The sequence below is a fragment of the Glaciecola nitratireducens FR1064 genome, from assembly GCF_000226565.1.
GTDB lineage: Bacteria > Pseudomonadota > Gammaproteobacteria > Enterobacterales > Alteromonadaceae > Glaciecola > Glaciecola nitratireducens.
Map to the genome: position 1 here is coordinate 2,613,954 of NC_016041.1, position 25,520 is coordinate 2,639,473.

Sequence of the window (25,520 nt, forward strand, 5' to 3'; positions counted from 1 at the left end):
TTCAATTAATTCAATGAGTTGGGTTTTTATTTTTAAGAAGGATTTTTAGGTGACAAAAAAATGCCGCTAAAGGTTAGCGGCAAATAGGGATTGACATCCTGTCTGTAGTGCTCACAAAAAAGCATGTTGGGAAAGGGCTTAGTTAGGAACTTCAATACCTGAATCACGCATACGAGCAAGTTTGTAACGCAGCGTTCTTGGGCTTATTCCAAGTTTTTCAGCTACATCTTTGCGTTTGCCATTATAGGCCTGCAGCGCGTCCAAAATAATCTGATGTTCCTGAAATCGAAGTTCCGATCCTAATAAATTTTTATCGACTGCATCGTCGGAGTCTAAAGTATTATTTGCTATATCTGGGGATGCAGAAGTAAACATAGTGGATGTCGTTCTTTCAACATTATGCGCAGCCTCTATCATTAAGTCTTCATTATCAATTTTGCCATTGTCGGTTAAAATCAGTGCCCGCTGGATCACATTCTCTAACTCTCTGACGTTGCCAGGCCACGTGTGTTGCATCAGCTTATGCTGCGCAGACATTGTGATATCTGGAACCGGAATACCTTGAGCAATCGCATGACGTTGAACCATGTGCTTGGCCAACGGGATAATATCGCCAATGCGATGCGCCAGTGGTTGCCAGGTAATTGGAAACACGTTGAGTCTATAGTATAAATCTTCTCTAAATTTGCCATCATCCACGGCTAACTTTAAATCACGGTTGCTTGTCGCAATTACCCGTACGTTCAAGGAAATGGTTTTGCGACCACCCAATCGCTCAACTTCTCTTTCTTGCAATACACGCAAAATTTTAGCTTGTAGCGCCAGATCCATTTCAGTAATTTCATCAAGTAATAAAGTGCCGCCCTGCGCTTGTTCAAATTTACCAGGACACGCTTGAACTGCGCCTGTGAACGCACCTTTTTCATAACCAAATAAGGTGGCTTCCAACATGTTTTCAGGAATGGCAGCACAGTTAATCGCAACAAAGGTAGACTGACTACGAGGACTCTGGTCGTGAATATAACGAGACAAGACTTCTTTACCAGAACCACTGGGCCCCAAGACCATGACGGTTGCTTCTGATTTCGCCACTTTTCTGGCTAGCTCAAGCATCCGAATACTAGAAGGATCAGCAACAATCGGTGTTTTTGACTCCACTTTTTGCGCCGGCGCATAGCGTCCGACTAAGTTGAGCAACACCTCTGGAGCAAAGGGTTTAGATAAATAGTCGGTTGCACCGTCGCGCATTGCTTGAATGGCATCATCGATATTAGCAAATGCTGTCATCAACAATACAGGGAGCTTTGGATATTTAGCTTTCACACTTTTAAGAAGTGATAATCCGCTCATTGCGCCCATTTGAATGTCGCTGACGACCAAATCAAACTGATTGTTGTCTGCAAGTTTGAGCATCGCGTTCTCAGCGCAATCAACCGGAGTGACTTGATAGCCACCCAATAGCAGTGTGTCGACTAAAGCTTCTCTAAGGCCGTGATCGTCTTCGACTATTAATATTTTGGTTTTACTCATATTGCGACTCCTTGGTGTACGTCTTTTGAGTATGTTTGGAATTCATTTTTTGGCTGAATGCAGGGCAGCAGTAAGGTAAAGCAAGCGCCTTTACCTTCAATATTATTAGCGGCTTTTACTAAGCCGTGATGTGATTTTGCTACCGACTTAACAACAGCCAATCCTAAGCCTGTACCCTGTGTTTTTGTTGTAAAAAAGGGTTCAAAAATACTGTCAATTTGATGCTCTGATAAGCCACAGCCTTGATCTTTTATTTGGATACTAATAAAGGGCGCACCATTTTCTTCTACGATGTCGGTAATTATTTCAATAACATCGCCTTCTTGCGACACTTCAATTGCGTTGTGAAGTAAATTACTAATGGCACCCGTCAACGCCGTTTCATTGCCCATTAACTGGTGCAGTATTGGCTTTTTGTCTAGTTTTAATTGAATAGACTTGGTCGCCAATAAAGCGTCAACCGCCTCAGCACCGTTAGCCATCACTTGCGATACGGTCAGTGGTGCCACAATTTGCTGCTCACCACTTTTAGCAAACAGCAGCATGTCATTCACTTGGCTCTCCAGATCTTTCAAGCGATTCTGCAGATTAGTTGTAAAGCGGTCAGCCATCGGGTTTTTTAAATTCAGTGAACGCAGATTGGCGGCATAAAGCATTGCAGAGGATAGTGGTGTTCTGACTTGGTGCGCCAAAGATGCAACCATTTTTCCTAAAGAAGATAAACGCTGTAAATGGCTTATACGACTCTGCAGTTCGCGAGTTTCAGTAAGGTCGGTTAATACAATAAGCTGACCCTTTTCTTCAACTAAAGGCGTGATCGATATTTTTACTTTGCGGCCATCGCGTAAAGAAACTTCATGTCCATCGTCTGCTTGAGGCTTGAATGAGCGTAAGATAATCTCTCGCCAAAGCTCTTTTTCCAAAGGCTCGCCCAGTAATTCAGCCGCTTGCTGATTTGCTTGTTTTATGCGGCCTTTTTGATCTAAAACGATAACTCCGGCTGGCATAACCTCTAACAAATGATTAAGTCGCTTCGCTTTGTTGTTAAGTTCTTCGACCGTATCGTCGCTTTGCGCCATTTGAGGTTTTGCAATCGCTTCAGCACTGACGCTAACAATCGATACCGGCTTTTCTAAACTGACAGGTTTAAAAACCGTACTTTGGCGAGCGCCGAATGAAAATTGATCTTTTGAATCAATGACGAAAAAATTATTGGTTAACTGCGACATAATCCTATTACTACCTCAACGACTGGATGTGCTGAGATAATGCATGAGACATGCCAAAAAATATCTGTATGATTTATATGGAGTTTTAACGATTTATAGCACCTTAGTCACTGTCAATAAAATGACTAAGGTGATAAATACTGAAGTGTTATTGACGACTTATTTCATATTTACGCATTTTTTCAACCAAGGTGGTTCTGCGCATACCCAGCTGATCGGCTGCTCTTGCGACAATCCAATCCTGCTGTTCCAATGCTTGTGAAATCAAATTAATTTCGAGATCAGACAAGTATTCTTTTAAATTTACGCCATCAGATGGTAGCGCAGTATTTAGCACCCCCACCTGACTAGTTTCTGATGTATCCTCAGCGTCGCTCAAGAAAAGCTCATTCAGCGCTTCTCGCTCTTGCTGTTCTTCAGATAAGGTGCTTAAAGGAGCAAGAGGTGTATCGCCGTATTGATACTTTATCGGAAGCTCGGTGATACCAACTAATTTTTTGGGGTAAAGGATAGCTAAACGCTCAACTAAATTTGATAGTTCTCTCACATTACCTGGCCAAGGGTGCGACATTAAAGAACGCATTGCGTCATCGTTAAACTTAACGATATTTTCATTGTTGTTTTCCAAGCGATGGGCAAGTTCTTGCAATAACAGAGGAATGTCTGCAGCTCGTTCACGCAGTGCAGGACTTTCAATAGGAAAAACATTGATGCGATAGTAAAGATCTTCTCTAAACGTATTTTCGCTGATCATCTCTTCTAAATTACGATGCGTTGCTGCAACAATGCGCACATCGCAGTTAATGGTTTTAGTACCACCCACTCTTTCAAAAATACGCTCTTGCAGCACGCGAAGCAGTTTTACTTGCATTTGCAGCGGCATATCACCAATTTCGTCCAAAAAGAGTGTGCCGCCTTCTGCTAATTCGAAACGCCCTTTACGGGAGCCGATAGCGCCAGTAAACGCGCCTTTCTCATGACCAAACAACTCACTTTCCAATAGCTCACCCGGAATAGCGCCACAGTTAACCGGGATAAACGGGCCTTTTTGGCGATTCGACATATAGTGAATATTACGTGCAATAACTTCTTTACCCGTGCCTGATTCACCAAGAATAAGCACGTTTGCTTCAGATGGCGCAACTTGTTCTATGAGAGAGCGTACCTCTTTAATACCGTTACTATTGCCGACTAAGCTTCTAAATAATCGTGTTTTGCCGGTAGTTGTGCCAAGAGATGGCGTATTCAGACGATGAAAGTCTTGGCACTTGTTTAGCAACTCGACCATGATAGGCTGTGTTATAGGCTCAAAAAGCGACCCCATCATATTTTTATAATTAACTTCAGCGCTTAATTGAAAGCCAATATTCACAAAAGGGATTGCTGGAAATTTTTCAATGACGTCTTCTGTCAACTCAGGGACTTCACCATCGATGAGAATAGCAACCAAGTCGTTTTTACTCTCAATAGTCTTAATGCAGTGACTATAATCGCTATGGCTACAAGCCTCACCCATAAAAGTCAGTATTACATTCAGATTATTTTTACGAACTTCATTGTCGCTGATAATCAGAATTTCCTTCATTGCTACCTCAGTTGAGTTTCTTTCTTAGTCGGTGTACGGGCAGTAGATTAATTTTGAACTTCTACTCTTTTTTGTACATGTTATCTGATAACTAAAGGAATGCCATCAAAAAAAGCGGCTAAGCCGCTTTTTTATGGTGATATATCGCTGAAAACTAAATCTTAGACCTAATCAAATGTGAAGCTACCGATCAACTTTCAAGATAGTTAACTCAACAACGCCAAAACTTGCCCCTGCTGCTGATTGGCTTGAGCCTGAACGCTTAAGGACGCTTGCCCTTGCACTTGAGCGGCAGCCATGTCGCTGGTTGCTTGCGCATAGTCTAAGTCCTGAATACGACTTCTAGCCGATTCAGAATTAATGCTCGATTCCGTTAATACTCGTGCTGCACTCGCAAACTGATTTTGCGTCGCGCCGAGGTCGCCACGAAAGCCACCAATAGACGCTAAAGACGCGTCAGCGATATCAAGTGCTTGTTGGCGTGATTCTGCATTTGTAACATCAATACTGAGTAAATCACTGATAGAGTCGGTAACATTATTCGTTTCAACGTCGATGTTATTACCTGAAGAACTGCCAACGAGAAAACTAATGTCTTGTCCACCCGACAGCAGTGGCTTGCCGGCAAAGTTGGTTTGCTCCACCGTTAAGCTGATGTTTTCTTGTAGCGCACTTATTTCACTCTGAAGCGCTTGCCGATCCGAATCGTTTAGCGCGCCGTTACCAGCCTGCACTGTGAGTTCTCGTATGCGATTGGCGTCATCAGTAATATTCGCTAAGCCCGATTCTGCAACTTGAGCAAGCGATATACCATCATAAGCGTTAGAGATGGCTTGACGACTACCTTCTGTTTGCGACGTTAAACGATCAATTATAAGCTGCGCGGCTGGACCATCTGCTGCGCTGTTCACTTGTTTACCCGAGGCTAGCTTTTCCATCAAACTGGATTGTTTTTGTTGAACTTGCTGTAACAAGCTACCCGCATTGTTGTTATCAAACTTTATCATCACTACCTCCATTGCTGCTTATTAAGAGCATTTGGATCGTTTTTAGCTCTTCCTCTCATTGAGAGACAAAAACGACATATGGCCATCAACTTTATCGAAGACTACAATGTATATCCAAAATACAGCACTCCGTATCATGGTATCGGCAGTAAATTAAGGATCTTTAATTTTTTTTCAATTTAATTGCATTAATTATTAATTAACGGCAAACACTCAAAGATTAATGGAAGCTGATTTCACTCATTGAGGCTGTAAATCTTAGCTTGATAGCGTCTTTCATCATCGGCTACATATGCAAGTTCTTTTGCTTTTTCCAATGCGTTTCTAGCGGCTCTAAAGCGATTTTGTTTTACATAGATTTTAGCTAAATTATAAAGAGGCTCATGTAAATATGGGCCATAGCTACTGCTTTTTAATAGATAGCTTTCGGCCAGTTTGTACTCACCTATTTCAAACTGGGCGATGCCACGAGATAGCCAAGTGTATGGGTTGTCATCAATAATGTGCTGAATTTTACTTCTTAGTAACGCGGCCCGTTTTGTGTCTCCTGAATTGACTAACATTGTGGCAAAATTATCAATGGCGGAAAATGACACTAGGTTATTTTTATCCATGAAATCGTAAACGGTATAGGCGTATTCTGCATGCCCTTTTCGATTGTATAAAATGGCCAGCAAATTTAGGGTTTCAGGATAAAGTGGATCAATCGCATTTGCCTGCAAAGCATATGCAAAGGCAATATCTAGCTTACCGCTAATAATAGCCTCACTTGCTAGGTTATTCCAATACATGACCATCAACTCTTCTGGCGAGACAACTTTCGAAATATAGGAGTCTTTGGTTCTAAAGTAGTCAATAGTAATAGCATTGCTTAACCAAATGTCGCCGCTTGTTTGCTGAACGTCTATTATCGTTAAATTGACATGTGTAGACACCAGTTGAACGTTCTCATACTCTTGATACGTAGGCGCGCTATTGATTCTATTGTATTGGAACCGTAAACCGGCTTCTTTTACAAATGCCGTTGATAAAATAGCCAATGACAAACAGTTACCAGTCCGTTGTTCAAATGCCTCTTTCGCAGTCAGTGTGTCACCCTGAAAATTGAACCCTGTGCTGAATTCTTGTATGTAGTTAGCCACTCTCACATGAGGCCTAACTGATTGATTTTGATGAGCGTTGAAGTAGCTTAAGAAACGTGTGCGTTGCGACGGCGTCAAGACAAAAATATCATCGGTATTGATGACTTCTTCTTTAAATAAAGCGTGTTGAATTTCGGGTGGACTTGGCAACTCCGCTGAATCTGGCGCTTGTTCTCTCTCACTGAGCTTGTGATAGTCATTGCTCACACAGGCACTCGTTAAAGCGCTCATTAGTGATATAAGGAAAATGATGCGAAAAATTTTCATGAAATACTCTCCAAGCGAGCTGCTAATGAAAGAGTAGTCAAATGTGCTGAAAGAGTAAAGTCATTCACGCCGTTTACTCAAAGATAATCACTCACAAATTAAGAAAAAGTAGATAATTTCTAAGATAAAAAAGGCAGGTCGTTTGGAAATCAACGCCTGCCGTATAAGCAACGATTCAAGTAAATGCCTATTGCTATTATGCGGCTATAGGCTTCTTCATCTTTATCAAGGCTATATTGGGAAGCGTCACATAACTATTACGCTCTATGGCGTCCTTTATTGTAAATAAAAAGGGCGCAGTGTTGAGCCATCTGGCGCGGATCTGACCAAGCACGGTTCGCCCATAAAAACTGCGCTTTTTTAGTATCGGCATCAAACAACTAGTACTCACCAGGATTAACATCGCTGTCTACCCTCACTAAAATTATTTGAAACGTAAACTAAATTCAAATCACAACTTTTTTAGGTGTAGGTTGGTAGAGGTTATGCAGCATTAATGGCTGTCAACATTGTCGACGCCCTTAATGAAAAAGCAAATCACGCTTTGGTTTTTAATCACTTTACATTTTACTTAGTGCTCAAAGATTTCAGGATAAACATGCGCTACGTCAGCACGACTTACCGCTAATCTTATCGCAGGCTTAGTGCCTGTCGCCGTTATCCTATGTACTTTGTTCTTGGGCATAAATACAAAATCCCCTTGTTTAACCACAGTTTCTTTACCTTCAATTTCCCATATCCATTCGCCAGATATGATATACCACCACTCATTCCAATCAGGATGATAATGTTTACGATTGCCTTGCCCAGGAAGTTGAGATATTAGGGTTGCACTATTACTTTCGGTATTCACCAAACGGTGACACCATGACAATTCACTATTTTTGTTCGCTATCAGATCGGGAATGTGGACTAGAGACAAGTTTTCATGAGCAAAATCCGATTGTTCGATACCGTCTATTTTCAGAATCGAGGGTACATCGGCTTCACTATGGTGATTTTTTGCTCCCGATTGTCGCTGATAATATTTTGGTTGCTGTGTTGATGCCTGAGATTTGATGTACTGTAACGCAATCTCAGCTAATTTAAAGTCTTCTTCATTATCAATATCAATGGTGGAAAAGCCCTTCAAGGTGAAATAGCCTGTGTTGCCATCAGGACCATGATAACCGAAACCATTGCTTTGCATATTTTGCAAAAAGCTATCTTTATTCCACCCCATCAGCACTGTTGCATAGGAAGAGACTGGCTGCATATCTTGGGAAGAAATATGCGGCTCTTTTGGACTGAAATTCACTCCTTTCCCGCCGAACATGCAGGCTATCTGATGGTCAACCGTTGAGACAAGGGTATTATACTTTTGCTCTATCATGGTGCTTACAAAACTTACAATTTCATTCTCAGTAATAAAGGGCGAAGTTGGTAAAATTTGTATAACAATGTCGGCGCTAACGTTTTTACAAAAATCGAGTAAAAAAGCATCGTTATTAGTTTCATCTGTTGCAAATTCAACTGGACGCTGATAAAAACTCGCGCCGTATTCACTCGCAATCTCAGAAAATATGTCATCTTCTGAGTTAATATAAACAGCGTCAAACACACCAGAATTAACGGCAGTTTCAACCACGTATGAAATCAAAGGTCTTTCACCTAGTAAACGTAAATTCTTTTTTGGAATACGCTTACTGCCCATTCTCGCGGGGATCATTGCTACAACTTTCATCAATTAATTACCTATGTACTCGTGAATCCGCCATCAACAATAATGTTTTGAGCGGTAATATACGTATTGAGATCTGAACATAAAAAAAGCACTACATTGGCTATATCGTCAACACAAGCTAATCGCTTTAATGGAATAGTGCGCGCTATTTCTTTTTGTTTCTCATCACTTACCCATCTTTCAATCATCTCGGTGCTCGTTGGCCCTGGAGAAACAGAGTTAACCAAGATGCCATACTCTGCAAGTTCTACAGCAAGTGATCGCAAAGCCCCAACAAATCCGCTTTTGCTTGAACTGTAGACCACGGAATTAGGTTTTGATACAACAGAAGCTATAGAAGCTATGCCGACAATTTTTCCGTGTTTTCGACTTTTCATCTGACCGGCTACCGCTGAAAGAATCTTTAGCGGTGAAACTAAATTGACGTCGCAGACAGTTTTTATCGCATCAGCGCTGAGCATGTCTGCGGGTTCAGGTAAGATTATTCCCGCATTGTGAATAAGGTAATCAAAAGTAAAGTCTTGCTCAATGCACTGGATGAAAGCGTCAACGCTCTCTGCATTGCTCAAATCCAGAGGCAAAACCGATGGGTCATCTGTGGTCGTTCTCGACGTGCCAACTACATCGCAGCCTGCATTCAATAGTTGATGTTTTACAGCGGCACCAATACCTTTCTCACTGCCAATAACCAAAGCGCGTTTATTTGAAAAATCCAAGCGAATATCAGCGCTCATTTGCAGCACCCAGTAGGCTATCGACTAAATGAGATATTGCAGAGCGGCCCATCGCTAATGTTGCTTCCGCTGAGTTACCGCCAATGTGCGGCGTACAAACTAAGTTAGGCATGCTTATTAGTTCTTTGTGCGTTGGTGGTTCCACATCATAGACATCTATTGCTGCGCCATATAGCTGGCCGTTGAGTAAAGCGTCATGCAGGTCTTGCAAATTGACTAGCTCGCCACGTGCAGTGTTAATAAATATCGGTTTTTTTGTCATTTTATGAAAGGCAGTAGCATCGATAAACTGAACCGTAGAGGTATTCAACGGAGTGTGCAGACTGATAATATCAGCTTCTGCATAAATCGTTTCCTTGCCTACTGAAACGACACCATTTTTTTCACAAAACTCATTTATATCAACAACATCATTTGCCAGTACTCTACAAGCAAAGGGCTTTAGTAAGTGAGTAAGCTCCTGCCCTATATGGCCCATACCAATGATACCAATTGTTTTCCCGTAAAGACTCTGCCCGCCTGACTTATTCCACTCACCTTTTTTTAGTTGATTAGACGTCGTATATAAATTCCTAATCAGCATTAGCATAAATCCTAAGGCCATTTCAGCAACCGATTGTCTGTTTATGCCGGCAGTCCATTTTACCGGAATGCCATTTTTCTGGCAGTAGCTTAGATCTATATTATTCAAGCCAACGCCAAATTTTGCGATCACTTTTAGCAAGTTTACATCGTCCAGCACAGGAGCTTGAATCTGTTCCATCGCGACTATAGCACCATCGCAATCGCCCAAAAATTCAATCAGCTCCGATTCGTTTAATAGACGACCACTGGTATTAAATCGACAATCTGGGAAGAACGATTGTAATTCGGATTTGAGTGTTTCATTTTTAGCAAATGCCTTTGACGTAACAGCTATTTTCATACAAACCTTAACTCATCAATAATTAACAACATAGCAACTGACACTTCCTGCGGCTTGATATCGTCGGCTTTTATCGCTTCAATCTTGTCGCTACTGGGTATGATCATCGTTAAGTCTTTACCAACTCGCTTTTTATCGTTCATCAAGCCTTTGATTATTTCACTTTCGTCAAAATAGGCGGGTTTAAATTCAATAGGCAAGGTCGGCACAAATAACAAGGCATTTAATCGCGAATAACATGCTCTGGACATTAAGCCTCGACCAAGTGCTACCGCATTCGCGACCATCATACCAACTATCACCGCAAGACCATGAGGGACTTCATATTGACTCGTCGCTTCCAGCGCATGCCCAAAGCAATGCCCGTAATTGAACAGATTTCGTTTACCTTGGTCGAATTCGTCTTCTGCGATAAAACTTTGTTTTACCGAAAGTGAGGCTCTAATTGCCTGCATTCGGCTTTCCCGTTTATATAAGTCAGCGACCAATGCCGCTATTTGCTCAAAATCGGGTTCCCTCCTATCATCTAACAATAGAAATTTGATGACTTCGCCAATCCCGCTGTAATAGTCGCGGTCGTTTAAGGTATCCAGAAAGTCGGGACAAAGATAAATGATATTGGGTGGATAAAAGCCACCCAATATATTCTTGAATGACTCAAAATTTAACGAGGTTTTACTGCCAACACAGCTATCTGCTTGCGCCAAAAATGTGGTTGGGACAAAGGTCCAAGGAATGCCTCTATATAGAGTCTGGGCAACAAACCCGGTGACGTCTTGAACAATGCCACCACCGATTGAAATTAGCTGCATTTTTTTCTTTTCTGGAATAGGCGTCAAAAATCGGTAAACGTCTTGAACATAGTCCAAGGTTTTATTACTTTCAAGCGCATCAATTAGAAAGACCCGTTGTTTATCGACATCACGCAATATGTCCGGATAGAGTCTGTTGATGTTGCTATCGCAGACAAATACGGCGTTACTTTTGCTTTTGAGTTCCTGAAAAAAATCCAGACTTTCAACAAATTTAACCTGATAGTCGTGTATGTTTGATTTGATAATCATTAACTTGTGAACCCTCCATCTATTACTATAGATTGACCTGTAAGATAAGAATTTGATGGGTCGATAAGGAAAGCCACCGTGCGTGCTATTTCTTCGGGCTTAGCTAAACGCTGACAGGGAATATCCATAAGAATAGCGGCAAGTTCTTCGCTTGATAGCGATTGTTTAGTTAATTCAGTTTCGGTAAATCCAGGACAAACCGTATTTATCATCACATTATCCGCAGCGAATTCTCTTGCAAAGCCCTTGGTAAGACCTATCAAGCCGAACTTAGTCCCACTATAAAGTGCTCTCTTTGCTTTTGAGCGAACTCCCCAAATTGAGCTTATATTCACTACTCTACCAAATTTGCGCTGCGCCATTTTAGGCAGTAATAACTGCATTAATTGAAGAGGCGCGGCATAGTTTACTTGATTGATGAGATTCATATCGTCGACTGAGACTTCTGCTAGTGGCTTAATAATATTGATACCAGCATTGTTTATTAAGGCATCAACTCTCCCCAGCTTCGAACAGTACTCAACGATACTCTCCGGTGAGCTCAAATCGAGTTCAGAACGAGATGGCGAGAGCACCGTGTGCTCTGTCTCGAGTTTTGTTTTAATAGCAGCGCCAATACCACGGCTAGCGCCAGTTAATAAAACAATCATAAATTATTTTCCATAGAAGCCACTCACCGAATATATTTCTTCAATTAAGGAGAGGACTTCCATCGCATCGTCACTGCTTCCGTTTGACACTTTTTGCTTTTCTGTGATCGCCTTAACAAATTCCTCTAGCTCGAGTTTCCAGCTGTCATCATTTTCAAACCAAATAGTCTGCTCGGCAGGTTTTCCCATTGCAAAAGTGATGTCTTCGAACTCCCTTTTGCCTGTAACGAGTTTTTCAGGTGCGTAACTGCGTGATTCAGACAAAATACCGTCTAAATTTATAAAACCGTTTTCAAAACACATTTCAAGTAGAAATTTATGCTTCCATTGAGTCGCACTCGAATGCAGTGAAGCAATGACGCCACCTGATTGTAAAGTCACAAATGCATTGTCTTCAACTTCAATATCCCAAAAGCTATTCGATAACTGGCTTGCAACGACGTTGAATGAAAGACCACTAAGATGATGAAAAAGATCTAACATGTGAATGCCTTGATCCATCAATATTCCACCACCAGAATAATTTCGAAAGTTACGCCAATTAGTATGGTAGTCGATGCTGCCTGCCTTTCCATATACTCCCCGCATCCAGAGTAAATTACCAAGCTCTTTGCTTTGAATGAGTTCTCTCGCTTTGATTACACTGTAATGTAAGCGATGGTTAAAACCATATTTCAAGACGCCTGTTGAGGCTTTTTCGGCTGCGATAACGAAAGACAGTTCAGCGCAGGTTTTCGCAGGCGGTTTCTCACAGAAAACATGCATCCCTTGCGATAATGCTTTTATGGCGTATTCCGCGGCAACATTATTAAAGGCACATATAAATACTGCATCAATGCCTGAGCTCAGCAGTTCGTCAATAGATTTGCTGAGTGTCATTCCACTCGGTATTTCAGCAGTTAAATCTGAGTTAGTCTCAAACACTGAACACAATTGAGTATGTGGATTTCGCAATATTTCGCGAGCACGAATTTGTCCCATCTTACCAAAACCGGCAATCCCACAACGTATTACCTTCATGCCCTAGCCTGCATCCGCAAGTTCAGAACTTGACTTTAATTGTTGATAGTATGAAAAGATCACGTGATCGACCATCATATGTAAATCTTCGACGACGCCATAATCACCCTTTTCCGTCGCGACGTGGAACGTGTGATCTGCTTTTTGTTTTAATTGACCACCATCAAAACCAGTCAGACCGACAACCGTGACACCCAATGAATTTGCATAATCTACCGCCTTAACTATGTTAGGCGAGTTGCCGCTGCAAGATATGCCAATCAGTAGGTCTTTCTTTTTTAAGCGTCCTTCTAGTTGGAGACTGAAAATATTTTCGTAGCCGGTGTCATTTGCGATGGCAGTGCAAACCGCGACGTTATCGCCTAAACTCTCAACATCAAACTGCCGAATTCCTCTTAATTTAAGACCAACAGCCAAGTCGTTTGCCATATGCGAAGCCGTTGCTGCACTGCCGCCGTTACCCATAACAAAGATACGACCTCCTCTCTCATGGCACTTTTCTAATGCGCCAATAATGTCTACAATTTCCTGCGGATTAATGCGTGACAATACCTGCTTAATGTTTTCAATGTAACTTTGCACAAAGCTCAACATAACTAGTTCCTCAATTACCCTACGACACAGAAAACGAATATTACCTTATCGTTGTTCATGCCCAATTTTTCTATAAAAAGTCAGTGCGTTTTAAAACACAAACCTCCTGCTTTTAATCACATACTACTGTAAGTACCTGCCACCAAATTGATACTAAATAAGTTACTTTTTCACGCAAATCATCATTTGAGTTGCTTGATGGTAATTTGTCACGCGATGATCAATGACCTTAAAGAAAGTACTGACGTAGTCAGCAAATTCAGAAAATGACCATTCCCTTTGATGCGCAAAATTACGCGGCGGCCCAGCTTGGAATACTGATGTTTTCGGGTATACCAAGTCTCGGTCTGGAGTAGATAACACTAAATATTTAAAGTCTTGGGCATTCAAAAATATCAATAAATCATCAGGGTCAACCAGATGCTCGATAATATCAGAACAAATCACTACATCTGCACTGAATACTCGTTCTGAAGTAAAATCCGAGACTTTCCAGCGTTTATCTGGGTACTTTTGCATCAACAAATCAACGTTAACAGGCAACTCCAAGCCAAGCGTGTTGTATTGACTAAAATATTTCATGAATTTGTAGCCCGAACCGGTGCCTACATCCACGATATTTGAGAAACTATTGGTGGTCATTAATCCAAGCGCATGCAGGTAAACTTCCAATTGCCATTCATCTTCGCAGTCACTATCGTCGTAGTGATGGTACTTATTTCTTGAAATATATTGTGCAGGAAGAGAGAAATGCTTATCCGGTGAAAATGCAATATGCTCCCTCTCTTCCAATAAGTTTTTGATTCTGTAGGCAGCTAAATCTGAGGGCGGCACGGTAGACGGCAAATTACATTTTCGAAGTAAAAACTCTTGTGCGCCAGATCTAACATCACTATATGTTTGCGTGATTTTTGATATTGCTGACGCTAATTCTGTTACGTTTGTAACAGTTTCAAAAGCACCTTCAGGTTCATTATATAAAGGTACTTTTTCGCCATGGGGATTAAAGTAAATGACGGGTTTACCCAACACTAAGGCTTCAAGTAAGACCGTACTGTAACGAGTAATAACAAGCGATGACTCACGAATGGTCTGATAGACAGTTTTTGAACTGACGACCTTATTACTGAAATCACCATTATCAGCCGGATGCTGAGAAATAATATAATCCACCTCTGCTTTCTGACAAGCGTTCAAGACTTGTTCAACCCACTCTTCGCGAACCTCTTCAAACGAACCATAGGTAAAGTTTACGTTAATCATTACCGTCGTCTTGGCGGGATATTGCACCGTTTCATTATACAATGAGTGTAATTTAGGAAGACCCACTACCGTACATTTCTCTGATTTATGCGATAACGCAGTTAAATCATCCGTGCCCATTGTTAACACATATTCAACGGTCTCATAAGCCTTGCGATCATAGGAATAATCGGTATCGTTGAAATCTTCGATGCCATCAACCACTCCAATTGTTAACATGCCCTTATCCTTTTCCGCCTGGATAAATGAGCGACCAAAGCTTGGTTCCCAATCAATTGATGCGACAATACACTGACGCTTTATATTATGCAGTCCATCTCGTCTAATTCGCGGTATGTCTGCATTCTCAGTGTATCCTTTAGTGATATCTGAATCCGGTCCTCCGCCAATATCTATAATCGCAGAGCTTATGCCAAATTTGTTTAAGGACCGACTGATCAAGGACATATCGGAAACGTTCGAACGATTGAACGGTAGCAGAAGAACATCAAATTCATCAGAGTTTCTAAGCAACGATTCAAAATTTTCAAGCTCAATAAAACTTAATGACGCAGTATCAAAAACATATTTTAAGCCGCTCAAATTTGCACCAATTTCTCTCCAATAATTGGGGCTATTTATAATGATGCAGTCATACTTTGATGCTTCAGCAGCCTTCACAAAATCGGAGGGCTTTTTATAGCTGTCGTAAAATCCGACAACATTTGCACCGATTGCGCTTAGTTCTTTTTGCATCCGCCTTGTAAGGTCATTATCTGGCGCCAACACAATTGACTTTCCAACAAAGGCGTCAATTGCTTTGAACTGATCACTCATCTTTTTCCCCTAACTTAACTATTCTTCAACATCTGCTTTAATAAAATTTTGCTGACAAAGCCATTGATAATGACGATTTTTTTTAATAACTTCAGTTTATTACAATATGTTAGCCTCGCATTAGCTTGTACAAAACAAAATGAGGAAGCCGTCAGCGGTTCACTAGTAGATTTCAATGCAATATGTAAACCAATATTTTTATTTACTCTTTATATTCATTCATCAAACACCTGCGTATTAGTAAGATCTTGTAAACTCCAATCGGGATTCGGTGTTTCCCAATCCCCGTAGTGCTGTTGCAGGTAATCAGCTGTCCTTGCAGGAATAGGCCAACTGTAGTTGCAGCATAGATAAGATTGGATTGTTGCGTTTAATTCGGCCGGCATTCGAATGCCTCGAGAAGCAAGGCTGTAGTCACTATATTTATCATCAACATACTTAACGAAGAAATCAACGGCAGGTAATTCGGATGCATTCTCGCACACAATTTTAAACGCACGAATAGCATTCTCAGGCACATTACCGAAAGAACCGACAGTAAATAACGTTTGAGCATGCCACTTAGCGTGCGTTTTTAACCAAAGCTGTTGCTCCAGTTGTGGCAGTGCTTTTTGCACAACTGGAGCGAAACTTGCGTCAATGGCGATGTCTAAATCATCGTCCCAAGGGATTAATTGTTTATCCCGATATAAGCCCAGCAGTGTGCCCGCATCAATATGATGCTTGACCGAAAGTGCTTTTAAAAATTCACAACAACAAGCAAGAACGTCAAGGGCTCTAGCCGTAGACTTGTGTTCATGTTCGAATCGATTTGCAGCCAATAGACGAGAAGGTAAAGGTTTTATTTTGCCCGCTGATAAGAATCGAAGTGATAACAACTGATCCCTAATTTGTTCGAAAAACTCACTGGCAATAAATAAGGTAGCATGGGAATGTTGACTTAATATCGATGCAGGGAATATCGAGATACCGTCTATATTGGATTGATATTTTGCTTTGTCATTGTCAATAAAACCCAGTATGCGGTAATTCAATTTGAGGTTTTCGTACGCATTTTGACCCGCAGTGCCTGCTCCAAATATAAATGCATCTTCTTGCTGTGTGTTGACGTTATTTTTCATAGCGTTCCCATCGGCGCATTAACTCTGTTTCAAAGTTTGGATATTGCTCTGAGTATCGTTGCAACATCACCTTAAACGCTTCTTCCAAAATTGTTTTATCTGATGCTGATTGCATGGGTTCATCGTAAACAAAAGCCATATATGCTTGAATTTGAGCTTCTGTCAATTCTTTGGCATGCTGCCTTAAGAATACTGCAAATCGTTTTTTATAATGAGCAATACGATAATTAGCATGTTGATAACAGATTGAATTAGCATGCTGACGATAGCAGTATAGAAATTGCTGCACACTGTAAAGAGAGAAGGTTGGGTCTTGTGTTAAGCGCAGAAAGAAATCTAATTCCTCCAGATGTGTGTGACTCGGAATAAAAGAATGTTTTTCAAAAACAAGACGATCTGCTAACAAAGAAGCAATTGCTTGGGGCGCTCTACCAAAAAGCATTAGCATTCGGATGTCAGAGTCCAACTCTCGATAATGCCAATTTGCTTGCTTTGCACCAAAAAGTGATACCCAGCTGGCGACCACACCCGGCCTATCCAAGCGCTCTAATGCCGCTAGTTGCTTCTCTAACCTTTCAGGGTGGCTTATGTCATCCGCATCCATTCTCGCAATAATGGGTGATGTAGACCACTCGGTTAGTTCGTTCAATGTTGCTACCAAACCTTGGTTTTGCCGAGTTCTAATGCATATTCTATTGTCTTTAACTTGCCATTCTCTTAGTTTATCCAACGATTGATCAGTAGAGCCATCATCAATAGCCAATAGCTCCCAATCAGCATAAGTTTGAGCCTGCAGTGATGCGATAGCTTCATCAATATATTTTTCTGCGTTATATACAGGCATTAGTATCTGTATGGCTTGAATGGACATTAAAAACTCCCAACGTATTTGATATCAATTGACCGTCATTTGCCTCATTTGGCAAAGCTCGAGTAAAAGTTGATAGCCATCCCATGTAAAGCTGAAGTCAAGCGCTTGCCCTAGTGGCTGGATTCGATAATTTTGATGGTATAGTGAATCAGATGCACACTTCGCTACATCGTCGGCAGCGAGCCCTTGAATGGCGATTGTTTGCAATTTCTCAGGCACACAATTAGCTAATTCCATTAGCACCTGCTGCACTGAGTCGCAGTGCCGAACGTAAAAAAAACCGTTACCTGCATGCCGTTCAATGGAGCTTGCTGTTAACTTAGGTAAATTGACTGCACTGATACTTCTCAGTTGTATAAGTGCATTTTCAGCCTCGCATTCTTGCGCTATCGCCAAGTTCTGAAGTGCCACGAGGTGTTCATTCACTCTGCTGATTTGATCCCAAGGCTCGGATGATTGTTGTGCAAGCTCATTGATATGAGCAAACAATATTTTTAACTTTGCCTGAATCAGTGTCCTCTCGGTCTTGTTCTCATCAATAACGAACAGTACACGTGGTGACGAACATGCTTGCTGTTGAAACGCTTCAGTGTCCCGCCATAACTTTTGAGCGACCAGTAAGGGTTCAGAGCACAGTTCGGATGCTGCTAACATTGCCACAGAATATTTATCGGCAAATGCAAAATCTCGACATTGTGGTTTACTAGGGTAAGCCTTAATTTGCTCAACGCTAGCGTCACCGCCCCACATCATTCTGGCATCCGCTATCTGGCAAAGATGTGCGGTCATCGCTGACGTTTTGTCGTAGCTTATGAAAATATTCCGCCGCGCAATTTCCGCAAATTCAGCTTGTTGAAAGAGCTCATCAAGTAAGCGCAACAATACTATTTTGCTATCAGAGTCTTGACTAGCAACTCTCACAATATTTTTGTTACCCATTAATAATGACGCCACCCAACTATACACAAACATGGTGTCGACATTCGCTGGAGTAAAATGCACAACGCAGCCCAAAGGCTGGTAATCATCGTGATATTGTTGAGCACTTTGAACAGTGTGAAATGATTCGAAAATAGGCGCACTACTTGCGATTTTTTGTTGCAAATTGGAGCGCCGCAGCCAAAACCCTAAAGCAACGAGTTCAGATGAATTTCTAAACTCTGTGCCCTTTAATAATCGTGAAGACAAGGCTTGGATGAAGCTCAGCGTTATGGGGGCGAATAATTCTTCATTAGTTTGTGCAGCAAACTCCTCTAACCAGAGCAATGGTGCCACATTTTCATGTTTGCCATTAGCCAAACTAGTAATCGAGGACTTGTCAAAATACGTTAAAAAAGTAGTGTTATCCATGAGTATCGCTGCACCCCCTAACTTCAACTTTTGGGAGCCGACCGATAACCTCAAAATACTTTCCTTTACGCAAGCACGGGCAATTATCTTCACCTAAAATACGACCTAAGTCTTCAGTTAAAATAGTGTGCCCCGGATAGCTGGTAGGCAATGCTGATAATACTTGAATTAAGCCAATATCGCCTATGCTTGCCACTGCCAAATCGTGTGGGCGTCGAATAATGACATCGGCCATATTAGGTGCGTGCAAATGCCCATGTTCGCATTCAATAAAAATACTGCCAACCTGCTCAGCCATGCCATAAAAGTTATGTACCTGACTGCCTTGAACAACTTCATCGCAGGCCATCTTAAAAGTGGCATTGTCTACTCGTTTTGATTCTAGCTTTTTCCAGCCACCGCTATGAATAACAAACGCTTTTTGTGCTTTAAAGCTTTTCGCCGAATCTCGAGCAGGGCTGATTAAATACTCCCATAGCATAAAGGTAAAACCGAAAATCAATATAGGACCGCTGCCATGCTCATCAAAGAACGCGTCTATTGCTTCCCAATTAGGTGACATATCATCCCGCAATGCATACACATGTTTACGCCCAAAGAATGATAACCCTTGAATACCGGCTGTGCGCGCACTAAAACCACTTCGCCCTTTTGCAACAGCTTCAGAGTCAATAATTAGCATCGGCAAGCGCTGTTTCCCGATGACTGACTGCAATATAGTCACCAAGGTTTTGGACTGTCGAGCACTGGTCTCTTTGTCCAATAAAATTCGCGCTGGCGCTTGCCCTGTCGTACCCGAAGAACTTAACACTTTGAATATTTCCTGCGCTGAGATACTCGACAACTCATGCTGCTTAAATAATCGAACCGCGATAAAAGGAAGGGCTTCTATCGTGGAAAACGAATAACCGGCCTGCGCGGTAATGCGCTTGTATTCAGGGCAGTTTGCTACATGCAACTCATGCAGGCTATTAAGCACGGGAACGAGCAGATTTTGTTTCTGTTTTTTATCAAGAGCAAAAGCATCCGCTTGCATCAGCAATTCAAAGTTTTGCTTGTACTCATCTAAAGTTACGCCCATAAACTTTGCTTTCAAGCTCCGATAGTCGGTTTTACCATTAATTGATAAAGGTATCGACCCAATACTTATCACCTTTAACGCACTTGGATGGATACCCGTAGTACTTTGTAACGATTTCTTTAAATCCTGCTGTAATTTAGTAATCGCGCTCTGAACATTGAGGTTTTCGCTGCTATCCGCAATAGCATCAAGTTCAAGGACGATGATGATTTTCTTATCATTCCCGATTACTGCAACCTTACTCACTGCAGGATAAAGTTTGCCATCGTTGTTAACTGGTTTTTCCTGATCTGACGAAATATTTTCAAGCAAGGTGGTTTGTGTTACCGAGGTGACTTTTTGTATACTTCGTTGCACTAGCTCCTCAAGTTGATCAAGACTAACGCGTTCACCAAATAGTTTAACTATGCGCTTTATTCTGCCGGTGATAAAAAAGTCACCGTCATCGTCTTTATAACCGATATCTCCCGTTGCAAGCGCAACGATTGGCTCAAAATTGACAAGTTCCGAGCGCTGCTCAGCGTAAGCTAACATCACGTTTCGACCTTGGAAAACGAGTTGACCTTGTTGCTGACTATGCGTAATTTCATTGCCCAACTCATCTATGAGCATCAAATGACAGTCAGGAATAGCTTGACCGATCGTATTTGGCTTTTGCAGCAACTTATTAGGGCTCACAAAGCTCATTCTTGCTGTCGCCTCCGTTTGCCCATACATCACATAAAATTCGATATTGTTGCGTTTAGCAAACTCGGCCAATGTAACTATATTGCTCTCACTAAGCTTGCCTCCAGCCTGCGTAAAATAGCGCAAATGAGGCATATTCTTGTGTGTAAACTTTAGCCTAATGAGCATGTCATAACTATGCGGAACACCCGCAAAACTGGTTACCTGATGCCGTTCAAAACAATCCCAAAACTCTCGTTGCATGATACTAAGCTCGGTCAGCACAATGGATGCACCACAGGCTAGGTGGGTATTGATAACCGACAGTCCATAGGAGTACAGGAAAGGCAATGTGGTGATGGTGACATCTGAGGCTTGTACCGGCAAATAGGCACAAATAGACTGGCAGTTGGCGATTAAATTATCATATGACAAAACCACTTGTTTGCTTTCGCCGGTTGAGCCGGATGTGCTTAACAATACGGCGACATCATCTCGAATACTTGGCTGCTCAAGTTCGCTGTTAACAAAAGACGGTATTATCTGTTCATTTTGTAGAATTAATTCAGGCTTAAACTGAGTTAACAAATCGCTTTTTTCAGTAGCTTTATCATCGGTATTTGTAAGAAAGATAATAGCTTGCTTTAGTTGCAGCGCAGCGAGATAGTTAATCATCGTGCTGATGTTATTTTTGGCTACAATAGCAAGCAAATTTTTACCTGTATTTTCACCATCTTTGGCCGCAACAAGAATATTCCTTAACTGAATTTTCTTTTCTTCGACCTTCGAACCGAGCTGCGCGTAAGTGAGAACCGTGTCGCCTTCAATACAAGCAACATTATCTTTAAATCGTTCAAGCTGTTCGAAGAAAATAGTCATTATTGTTAGTTAAGCTTCATCATACCGTCAACTTTAATTGTTTGCCCCGTAATATAGGCCGCTTCAGTGCTTAACAAATGCAAAACTAATGCCGAAACATCACTCGGCTTACCTTCATGACCAAGTGCAATTTGGGCTAACACCTTTTCACGTTTTTGATCTTGATAAGTGGCTGTCATCTTGGTGTCAATAAAACCTGGCGCAACTGCATTTACGCTAATACCTGAGGGGGCTAACTCTTTTGCTGCCGATTTCGTCATCCCAAGAAGTGCTGCTTTACTTGTAGCGTAGGCAACTTGCCCTGCCGAACCATCGAGCGCCACAATTGAACTAACATTAACAATGCTGCCGCTTTTTTGGCGAGTCATTAAACGCGCTGCAAGCTGCATGTGCTGAAAAGAGGCGGTGACATTCACCGTCATTTGCTGGGTAAAGTCGCTCAATGATGTCATCCCAAGGGCTGAGTCTTGCATCACGCCCGCATTGTTGACTAATCCCTGCAGTTGCTTTCCTGATTTTCGGATTTCATTGAACGCGCCTTTGACTTTTTCTGGTTCGGTTACATCGTAAACAAGTGGCTGACAATATTGACTACTGTCAGAGCATTGTTTTTCTAATGTCGATTGTAAGCTTCTCCAGCTCGCTTGATTACGAACGTTGGCGAACACATACCATCCATGTTGCAAACACGCCGAAACCAAAGCGAGCCCTATTCCACCGGCTGCACCGGTGATAAGGACAGCTTTGCTTCTTGCATTCAAATTAGAATGAGAGGTCATATTTGCTCATGATTTTTTTCGCTTGCGCGACAGAACTCATATCAATGATATCGTCAGTGTCTAACATAAGGTCAAACTGGTCTTCAAGTTCTGCAATAAGGATCATATGTGCCGTTGAATCCCATTCAGAGATTTCGTTATAAGTTAACGAATCAGTTACTTGATCCGCTTCGATATTCAGTGCAGTAACGAAGGACTGCACTAGCTTTTCTGTATTATTCAATGTCACTTCCAACCTTCTTGGCTTAACTAATTACATTCACTTTATTGTTAACACAATGCCATTTTGTTTATCTACTTTTGCGACGGGACAATAGATTCCGAACTTGTTTTGTCGCTTCAATGTAGTCTTTGCGCTGCAAAGTAAAACTTATCCACTCTTGTCTTCTCGTCTTGATGTCGCTACTTGATGTTTGTTCAGCAACTTCGGTAAAAAATCGGGATACTTCTTTATAACCTAGTTTTTCGTTATACGATAACGCTTGTTTGTTGCTGCTATTGACCGTGGCAACAAGTTGCTCAACTTGTAATTCGTCAAAACAGTAATCGCAAGTTAGTAAACTTGGCGCAAAAGCCAAGATATTATTGCGATAGCTTTCATGTCCTATGTATAAACCGGTTTCGATTTCCTTCGCATTTTCTAAATCGTCGGTAAAACCGGATACAAAGCTAGTCCCTGTTAACGTAGCGCTGCCCACCGCTTGTCCCTTATAACTAACAAGAAAATGACGCACATGGGTTGCATCTTCTAGACTGTCAAACCAGGCTTTCTGTTGTTCCTTAGTAATATAACTCGTTGATTTCATCATACTGCGAATATCATCTTTGTTACGCCATTGCCTGAGCGTTTCGATGTCGCTTTCAACAACCGAACGCAATTCAACACCATATCCTGAAAGTTTATATTGCATAGAAAAACCCAATCACGTTTAACTTATTGGTAAGCTTAAACATATTCTTCCTATTGCGCCAACTCATTGAGTGCATTAAGGATATTTTTGCCACCATTGAATGTCAGTTTTCTGTGTTGCTGCCGCGCTTTATTAAATTTCAACTGAATTTCTGGCTGATTTTGCCAATCAGCAACAATTTTGGCAGCCAGCGCGCTAATATCGACCTGTTTTTGCCATTCGATAATGTCACACCAACCTTGCTGTGCAGCATGCTGACTAGCGGGCAGCTGATTATCAGCAACAACCACTAATATACTGGGCGTGGCACAAGCCAACAACTCAAACTGAGTGCCACCTGCGGCGCAAATAGCAAGACGGGCATTTTGCATGAGTATCGCCATTTGTTGCGCATCGTGGATGTGCTCAATCTGCATAGGCGATGTGCTCAAATTATCCTGCAAACGCCTGTTTAAAGTTTCCTGATGCTGAAACGCGGCGCCTGTCACCACTTTCACTGGTGCTGTGAAACCCTGTTTCTCAAGCTCAATTAACAATTGCGTTGAATAGTTATGAATATCAGCGCCACCAAAATTGATAAGTAAAGAGTCACGTTCGCTTATCGCAGTAGGATGAAGATTATGAAATTCTTGGCGAAGCAATAAATATTCGCTTCCTAAACACAGTTTAGAATGTGTAGCGTTAAGCTCATATTTCAAGCTCAGCGCTGAGTCAGCGCCATTGATAATAATATTTGCACAATGTTTTAAACCACTTTGGTAGAACGAGTTGATATCATCGAAATAGGCAAACTTAATGCCGGCATGCTTAATCGCTTGCTGATAAATATGGTCAAATTGATAGCCGTCTAATATCAGCACAGCATCATACGTTAGCACTGAAATAAGTTCATTTAACTCTGAATTCGTCGTCTTATCACTATCAGTTTGCAGAGTATTTTCAAGCATAATAATGCCACTATTGAAGCCCCTTCGCGACTTCAGGAAATCACTCGTTTGTTGTGAACACAAAAAGCTGACTGGAATATTTAAGAGCTGACACGCTTCGGCTAAGGCATAGCAACGCATAACATGCCCAAGTCCAATACTTGGATTACCTTCAGCTCGTATAAATAATTGCATAATGACGAATATAGTTACCTTGCAAAACGCGTTCAATACTCAGTGTTTATCCACTGTGTGCTTGTTGGAAGCTAATCCTTAAGAACCAGTTTAGACCAATTTAGAGCGGTACCTTTAGGCATATCAACTTTAGCGGTTGAGCCAAGGACGGTCTCAAGATGTTTAGGCGCCAAGCCAAAGGCTGGCCGCACCACTTTGACATGAGAGCGAGACACTATCTCGCCTGCTTTAATATCTTGGCAAATATAAATTGAACGACGATATTGCTTAGATTTTTCTTCCGCCGCGCTGCCACCATAGGTTACGCATCCCAGCGATTGCCAGGCGCGTTCAGTTTCTACGACCAAACTAGACAATTCATGCGGTTCTAATGAAAATGCCGCATCGACGCCGCCAGCAGCACGAGACAATACAAAATGTTTTTCAATCACGCTAGCCTTAAACGCGACACTAGCCACCGACACCCCAATACCAGATGTATGATCTGACAAACCAACCTGACAATTAAAGGCCTCGCGCATGTGATTAATGGTCAGCAAATTTGTGTTAATCGGCTGTGCCGGATAAGTACTCGTGCACTTAAGTAAAATAATATCCTCACAGCCCGCGTTCTTGGCTGTATTAACGGCCTCTTCTATTTCAGAAATAGTCGCCATGCCCGTTGACATAATCATCGGTTTATTTTGTTCAGCGACTTTTTTAATGAGCGGCAAATCGGTGAGTTCAAACGAGGCAATTTTGTAGCAAGGCACATCTAAATTTGCTAAAAAATCTACCGCATCCTCATCAAATGGCGAACTAAACGCGAGCATTCCTAGACTATTGGCCAGTGAAAAAAGCTTTGCGTGCCATTCATAGGGCGTTGCCGCTTTCTTATACAGCGTAAATAATTGCTCTCCTGCCCACAAACTGTCAGCTTCGTTAATAACGAAATCACCCGAATCAACATCGAGTGTCATACTTTCAGCCGTATAGGTTTGCAGTTTGATGGCATGCGCACCCGCTTTAGCCGCTTCACGCACCATTTGTTCCGCTAACGCATAATCTTGGCTGTGATTACCACTTAACTCGGCAATAATAAATGGAGGCGATGCTTCACCAATATCGAAGAAAAGATTATCACATCCGATCCTAATTGTTTTATTACTCATTGTTATTCCGAATTAGGTGTTTATTAAAATAATGTATATAC

General features: G+C 41.7%; 22 protein-coding genes. All 22 read right to left on the reverse strand.

Features of this window, described 5'->3' with window-relative positions:
- Window positions 1-138: 138 nt before the first annotated feature.
- The gene (locus tag GNIT_RS11280) at window positions 139-1,530 is read right to left on the reverse strand and encodes a sigma-54-dependent transcriptional regulator (RefSeq protein WP_014109337.1); all 1,392 of its coding nucleotides are present in this window, start codon (window positions 1,528-1,530) and stop codon (window positions 139-141) included.
- Complete coding sequence (locus GNIT_RS11285; RefSeq protein ID WP_014109338.1) at window positions 1,527-2,759, reverse strand: sensor histidine kinase; 1,233 nt, start codon at window positions 2,757-2,759, stop codon at window positions 1,527-1,529. Before GNIT_RS11285 ends, GNIT_RS11280 begins: the two co-directional genes overlap by 4 nt.
- A 148-nt stretch (window positions 2,760-2,907) precedes the next feature.
- The gene (locus tag GNIT_RS11290; RefSeq protein ID WP_014109339.1) at window positions 2,908-4,344 is read right to left on the reverse strand and encodes a sigma-54 dependent transcriptional regulator; all 1,437 of its coding nucleotides are present in this window, start codon (window positions 4,342-4,344) and stop codon (window positions 2,908-2,910) included.
- Between the two features lie 206 nt (window positions 4,345-4,550).
- Window positions 4,551-5,351 (reverse strand): flagellin, encoded by an 801-nt coding sequence (locus GNIT_RS11295; protein WP_014109340.1) that lies wholly within the window; start codon window positions 5,349-5,351, stop codon window positions 4,551-4,553.
- 236 nt (window positions 5,352-5,587) lie between these two features.
- On the reverse strand, window positions 5,588-6,760 hold the full coding sequence (locus GNIT_RS11300) for a tetratricopeptide repeat protein (protein ID WP_014109341.1): 1,173 nt from the start codon (window positions 6,758-6,760) through the stop codon (window positions 5,588-5,590).
- 571 nt (window positions 6,761-7,331) lie between these two features.
- Entirely contained in the window at window positions 7,332-8,483 is a 1,152-nt protein-coding gene (locus tag GNIT_RS11305; protein ID WP_014109343.1) for a cytidylyltransferase domain-containing protein, read from the reverse strand.
- Between the two features lie 11 nt (window positions 8,484-8,494).
- Complete coding sequence (locus GNIT_RS11310) at window positions 8,495-9,217, reverse strand: SDR family NAD(P)-dependent oxidoreductase (protein ID WP_014109344.1); 723 nt, start codon at window positions 9,215-9,217, stop codon at window positions 8,495-8,497.
- Window positions 9,207-10,142, reverse strand: coding sequence for a phosphoglycerate dehydrogenase (locus tag GNIT_RS11315; protein ID WP_014109345.1), 936 nt, complete (start codon window positions 10,140-10,142; stop codon window positions 9,207-9,209). The genes GNIT_RS11310 and GNIT_RS11315 overlap by 11 nt, the downstream gene beginning before the upstream one ends.
- Complete coding sequence (locus GNIT_RS11320; RefSeq protein ID WP_014109346.1) at window positions 10,139-11,206, reverse strand: AroB-related putative sugar phosphate phospholyase (cyclizing); 1,068 nt, start codon at window positions 11,204-11,206, stop codon at window positions 10,139-10,141. The genes GNIT_RS11315 and GNIT_RS11320 overlap by 4 nt, the downstream gene beginning before the upstream one ends.
- Window positions 11,206-11,856: an SDR family NAD(P)-dependent oxidoreductase gene (locus GNIT_RS11325; protein ID WP_014109347.1), complete on the reverse strand. Its 651-nt coding sequence runs from the start codon at window positions 11,854-11,856 to the stop codon at window positions 11,206-11,208. The genes GNIT_RS11320 and GNIT_RS11325 overlap by 1 nt, the downstream gene beginning before the upstream one ends.
- A 3-nt stretch (window positions 11,857-11,859) precedes the next feature.
- On the reverse strand, window positions 11,860-12,876 hold the full coding sequence (locus GNIT_RS11330) for a Gfo/Idh/MocA family protein (RefSeq protein ID WP_014109348.1): 1,017 nt from the start codon (window positions 12,874-12,876) through the stop codon (window positions 11,860-11,862).
- Between the two features lie 3 nt (window positions 12,877-12,879).
- Complete coding sequence (locus GNIT_RS11335) at window positions 12,880-13,470, reverse strand: SIS domain-containing protein (RefSeq protein ID WP_014109349.1); 591 nt, start codon at window positions 13,468-13,470, stop codon at window positions 12,880-12,882.
- Between the two features lie 162 nt (window positions 13,471-13,632).
- Window positions 13,633-15,549, reverse strand: a complete 1,917-nt coding sequence (locus tag GNIT_RS11340) for a methyltransferase domain-containing protein (RefSeq protein ID WP_014109350.1) — start codon at window positions 15,547-15,549, stop codon at window positions 13,633-13,635.
- Window positions 15,550-15,764: 215 nt separating this feature from the next.
- A complete protein-coding gene (locus GNIT_RS11345) occupies window positions 15,765-16,670 on the reverse strand; it encodes a nucleoside-diphosphate sugar epimerase/dehydratase (RefSeq protein WP_014109351.1) in 906 nt (301 codons plus the stop codon).
- A complete protein-coding gene (locus GNIT_RS11350; protein ID WP_014109352.1) occupies window positions 16,660-17,541 on the reverse strand; it encodes a glycosyltransferase family 2 protein in 882 nt (293 codons plus the stop codon). The genes GNIT_RS11345 and GNIT_RS11350 overlap by 11 nt, the downstream gene beginning before the upstream one ends.
- 24 nt (window positions 17,542-17,565) lie before the next feature.
- A complete protein-coding gene (locus tag GNIT_RS11355) occupies window positions 17,566-18,891 on the reverse strand; it encodes an acyl-CoA reductase (RefSeq protein WP_014109353.1) in 1,326 nt (441 codons plus the stop codon).
- The gene (locus GNIT_RS17920) at window positions 18,884-21,517 is read right to left on the reverse strand and encodes a LuxE/PaaK family acyltransferase (protein ID WP_014109354.1); all 2,634 of its coding nucleotides are present in this window, start codon (window positions 21,515-21,517) and stop codon (window positions 18,884-18,886) included. The genes GNIT_RS11355 and GNIT_RS17920 overlap by 8 nt, the downstream gene beginning before the upstream one ends.
- A 5-nt stretch (window positions 21,518-21,522) precedes the next feature.
- Window positions 21,523-22,296, reverse strand: coding sequence for an SDR family NAD(P)-dependent oxidoreductase (locus GNIT_RS11365; RefSeq protein WP_014109355.1), 774 nt, complete (start codon window positions 22,294-22,296; stop codon window positions 21,523-21,525).
- The gene (locus GNIT_RS11370; protein WP_014109356.1) at window positions 22,280-22,525 is read right to left on the reverse strand and encodes an acyl carrier protein; all 246 of its coding nucleotides are present in this window, start codon (window positions 22,523-22,525) and stop codon (window positions 22,280-22,282) included. Before GNIT_RS11370 ends, GNIT_RS11365 begins: the two co-directional genes overlap by 17 nt.
- Before the next feature lie 61 nt (window positions 22,526-22,586).
- A complete protein-coding gene (locus tag GNIT_RS11375; RefSeq protein ID WP_014109357.1) occupies window positions 22,587-23,207 on the reverse strand; it encodes a GNAT family N-acetyltransferase in 621 nt (206 codons plus the stop codon).
- A 50-nt stretch (window positions 23,208-23,257) separates the two neighbouring features.
- On the reverse strand, window positions 23,258-24,328 hold the full coding sequence (pseG, locus tag GNIT_RS11380) for a UDP-2,4-diacetamido-2,4,6-trideoxy-beta-L-altropyranose hydrolase (protein ID WP_014109358.1): 1,071 nt from the start codon (window positions 24,326-24,328) through the stop codon (window positions 23,258-23,260).
- 71 nt (window positions 24,329-24,399) lie between these two features.
- Complete coding sequence (pseI, locus tag GNIT_RS11385) at window positions 24,400-25,479, reverse strand: pseudaminic acid synthase (protein ID WP_014109359.1); 1,080 nt, start codon at window positions 25,477-25,479, stop codon at window positions 24,400-24,402.
- Window positions 25,480-25,520 lie beyond the last annotated feature (41 nt).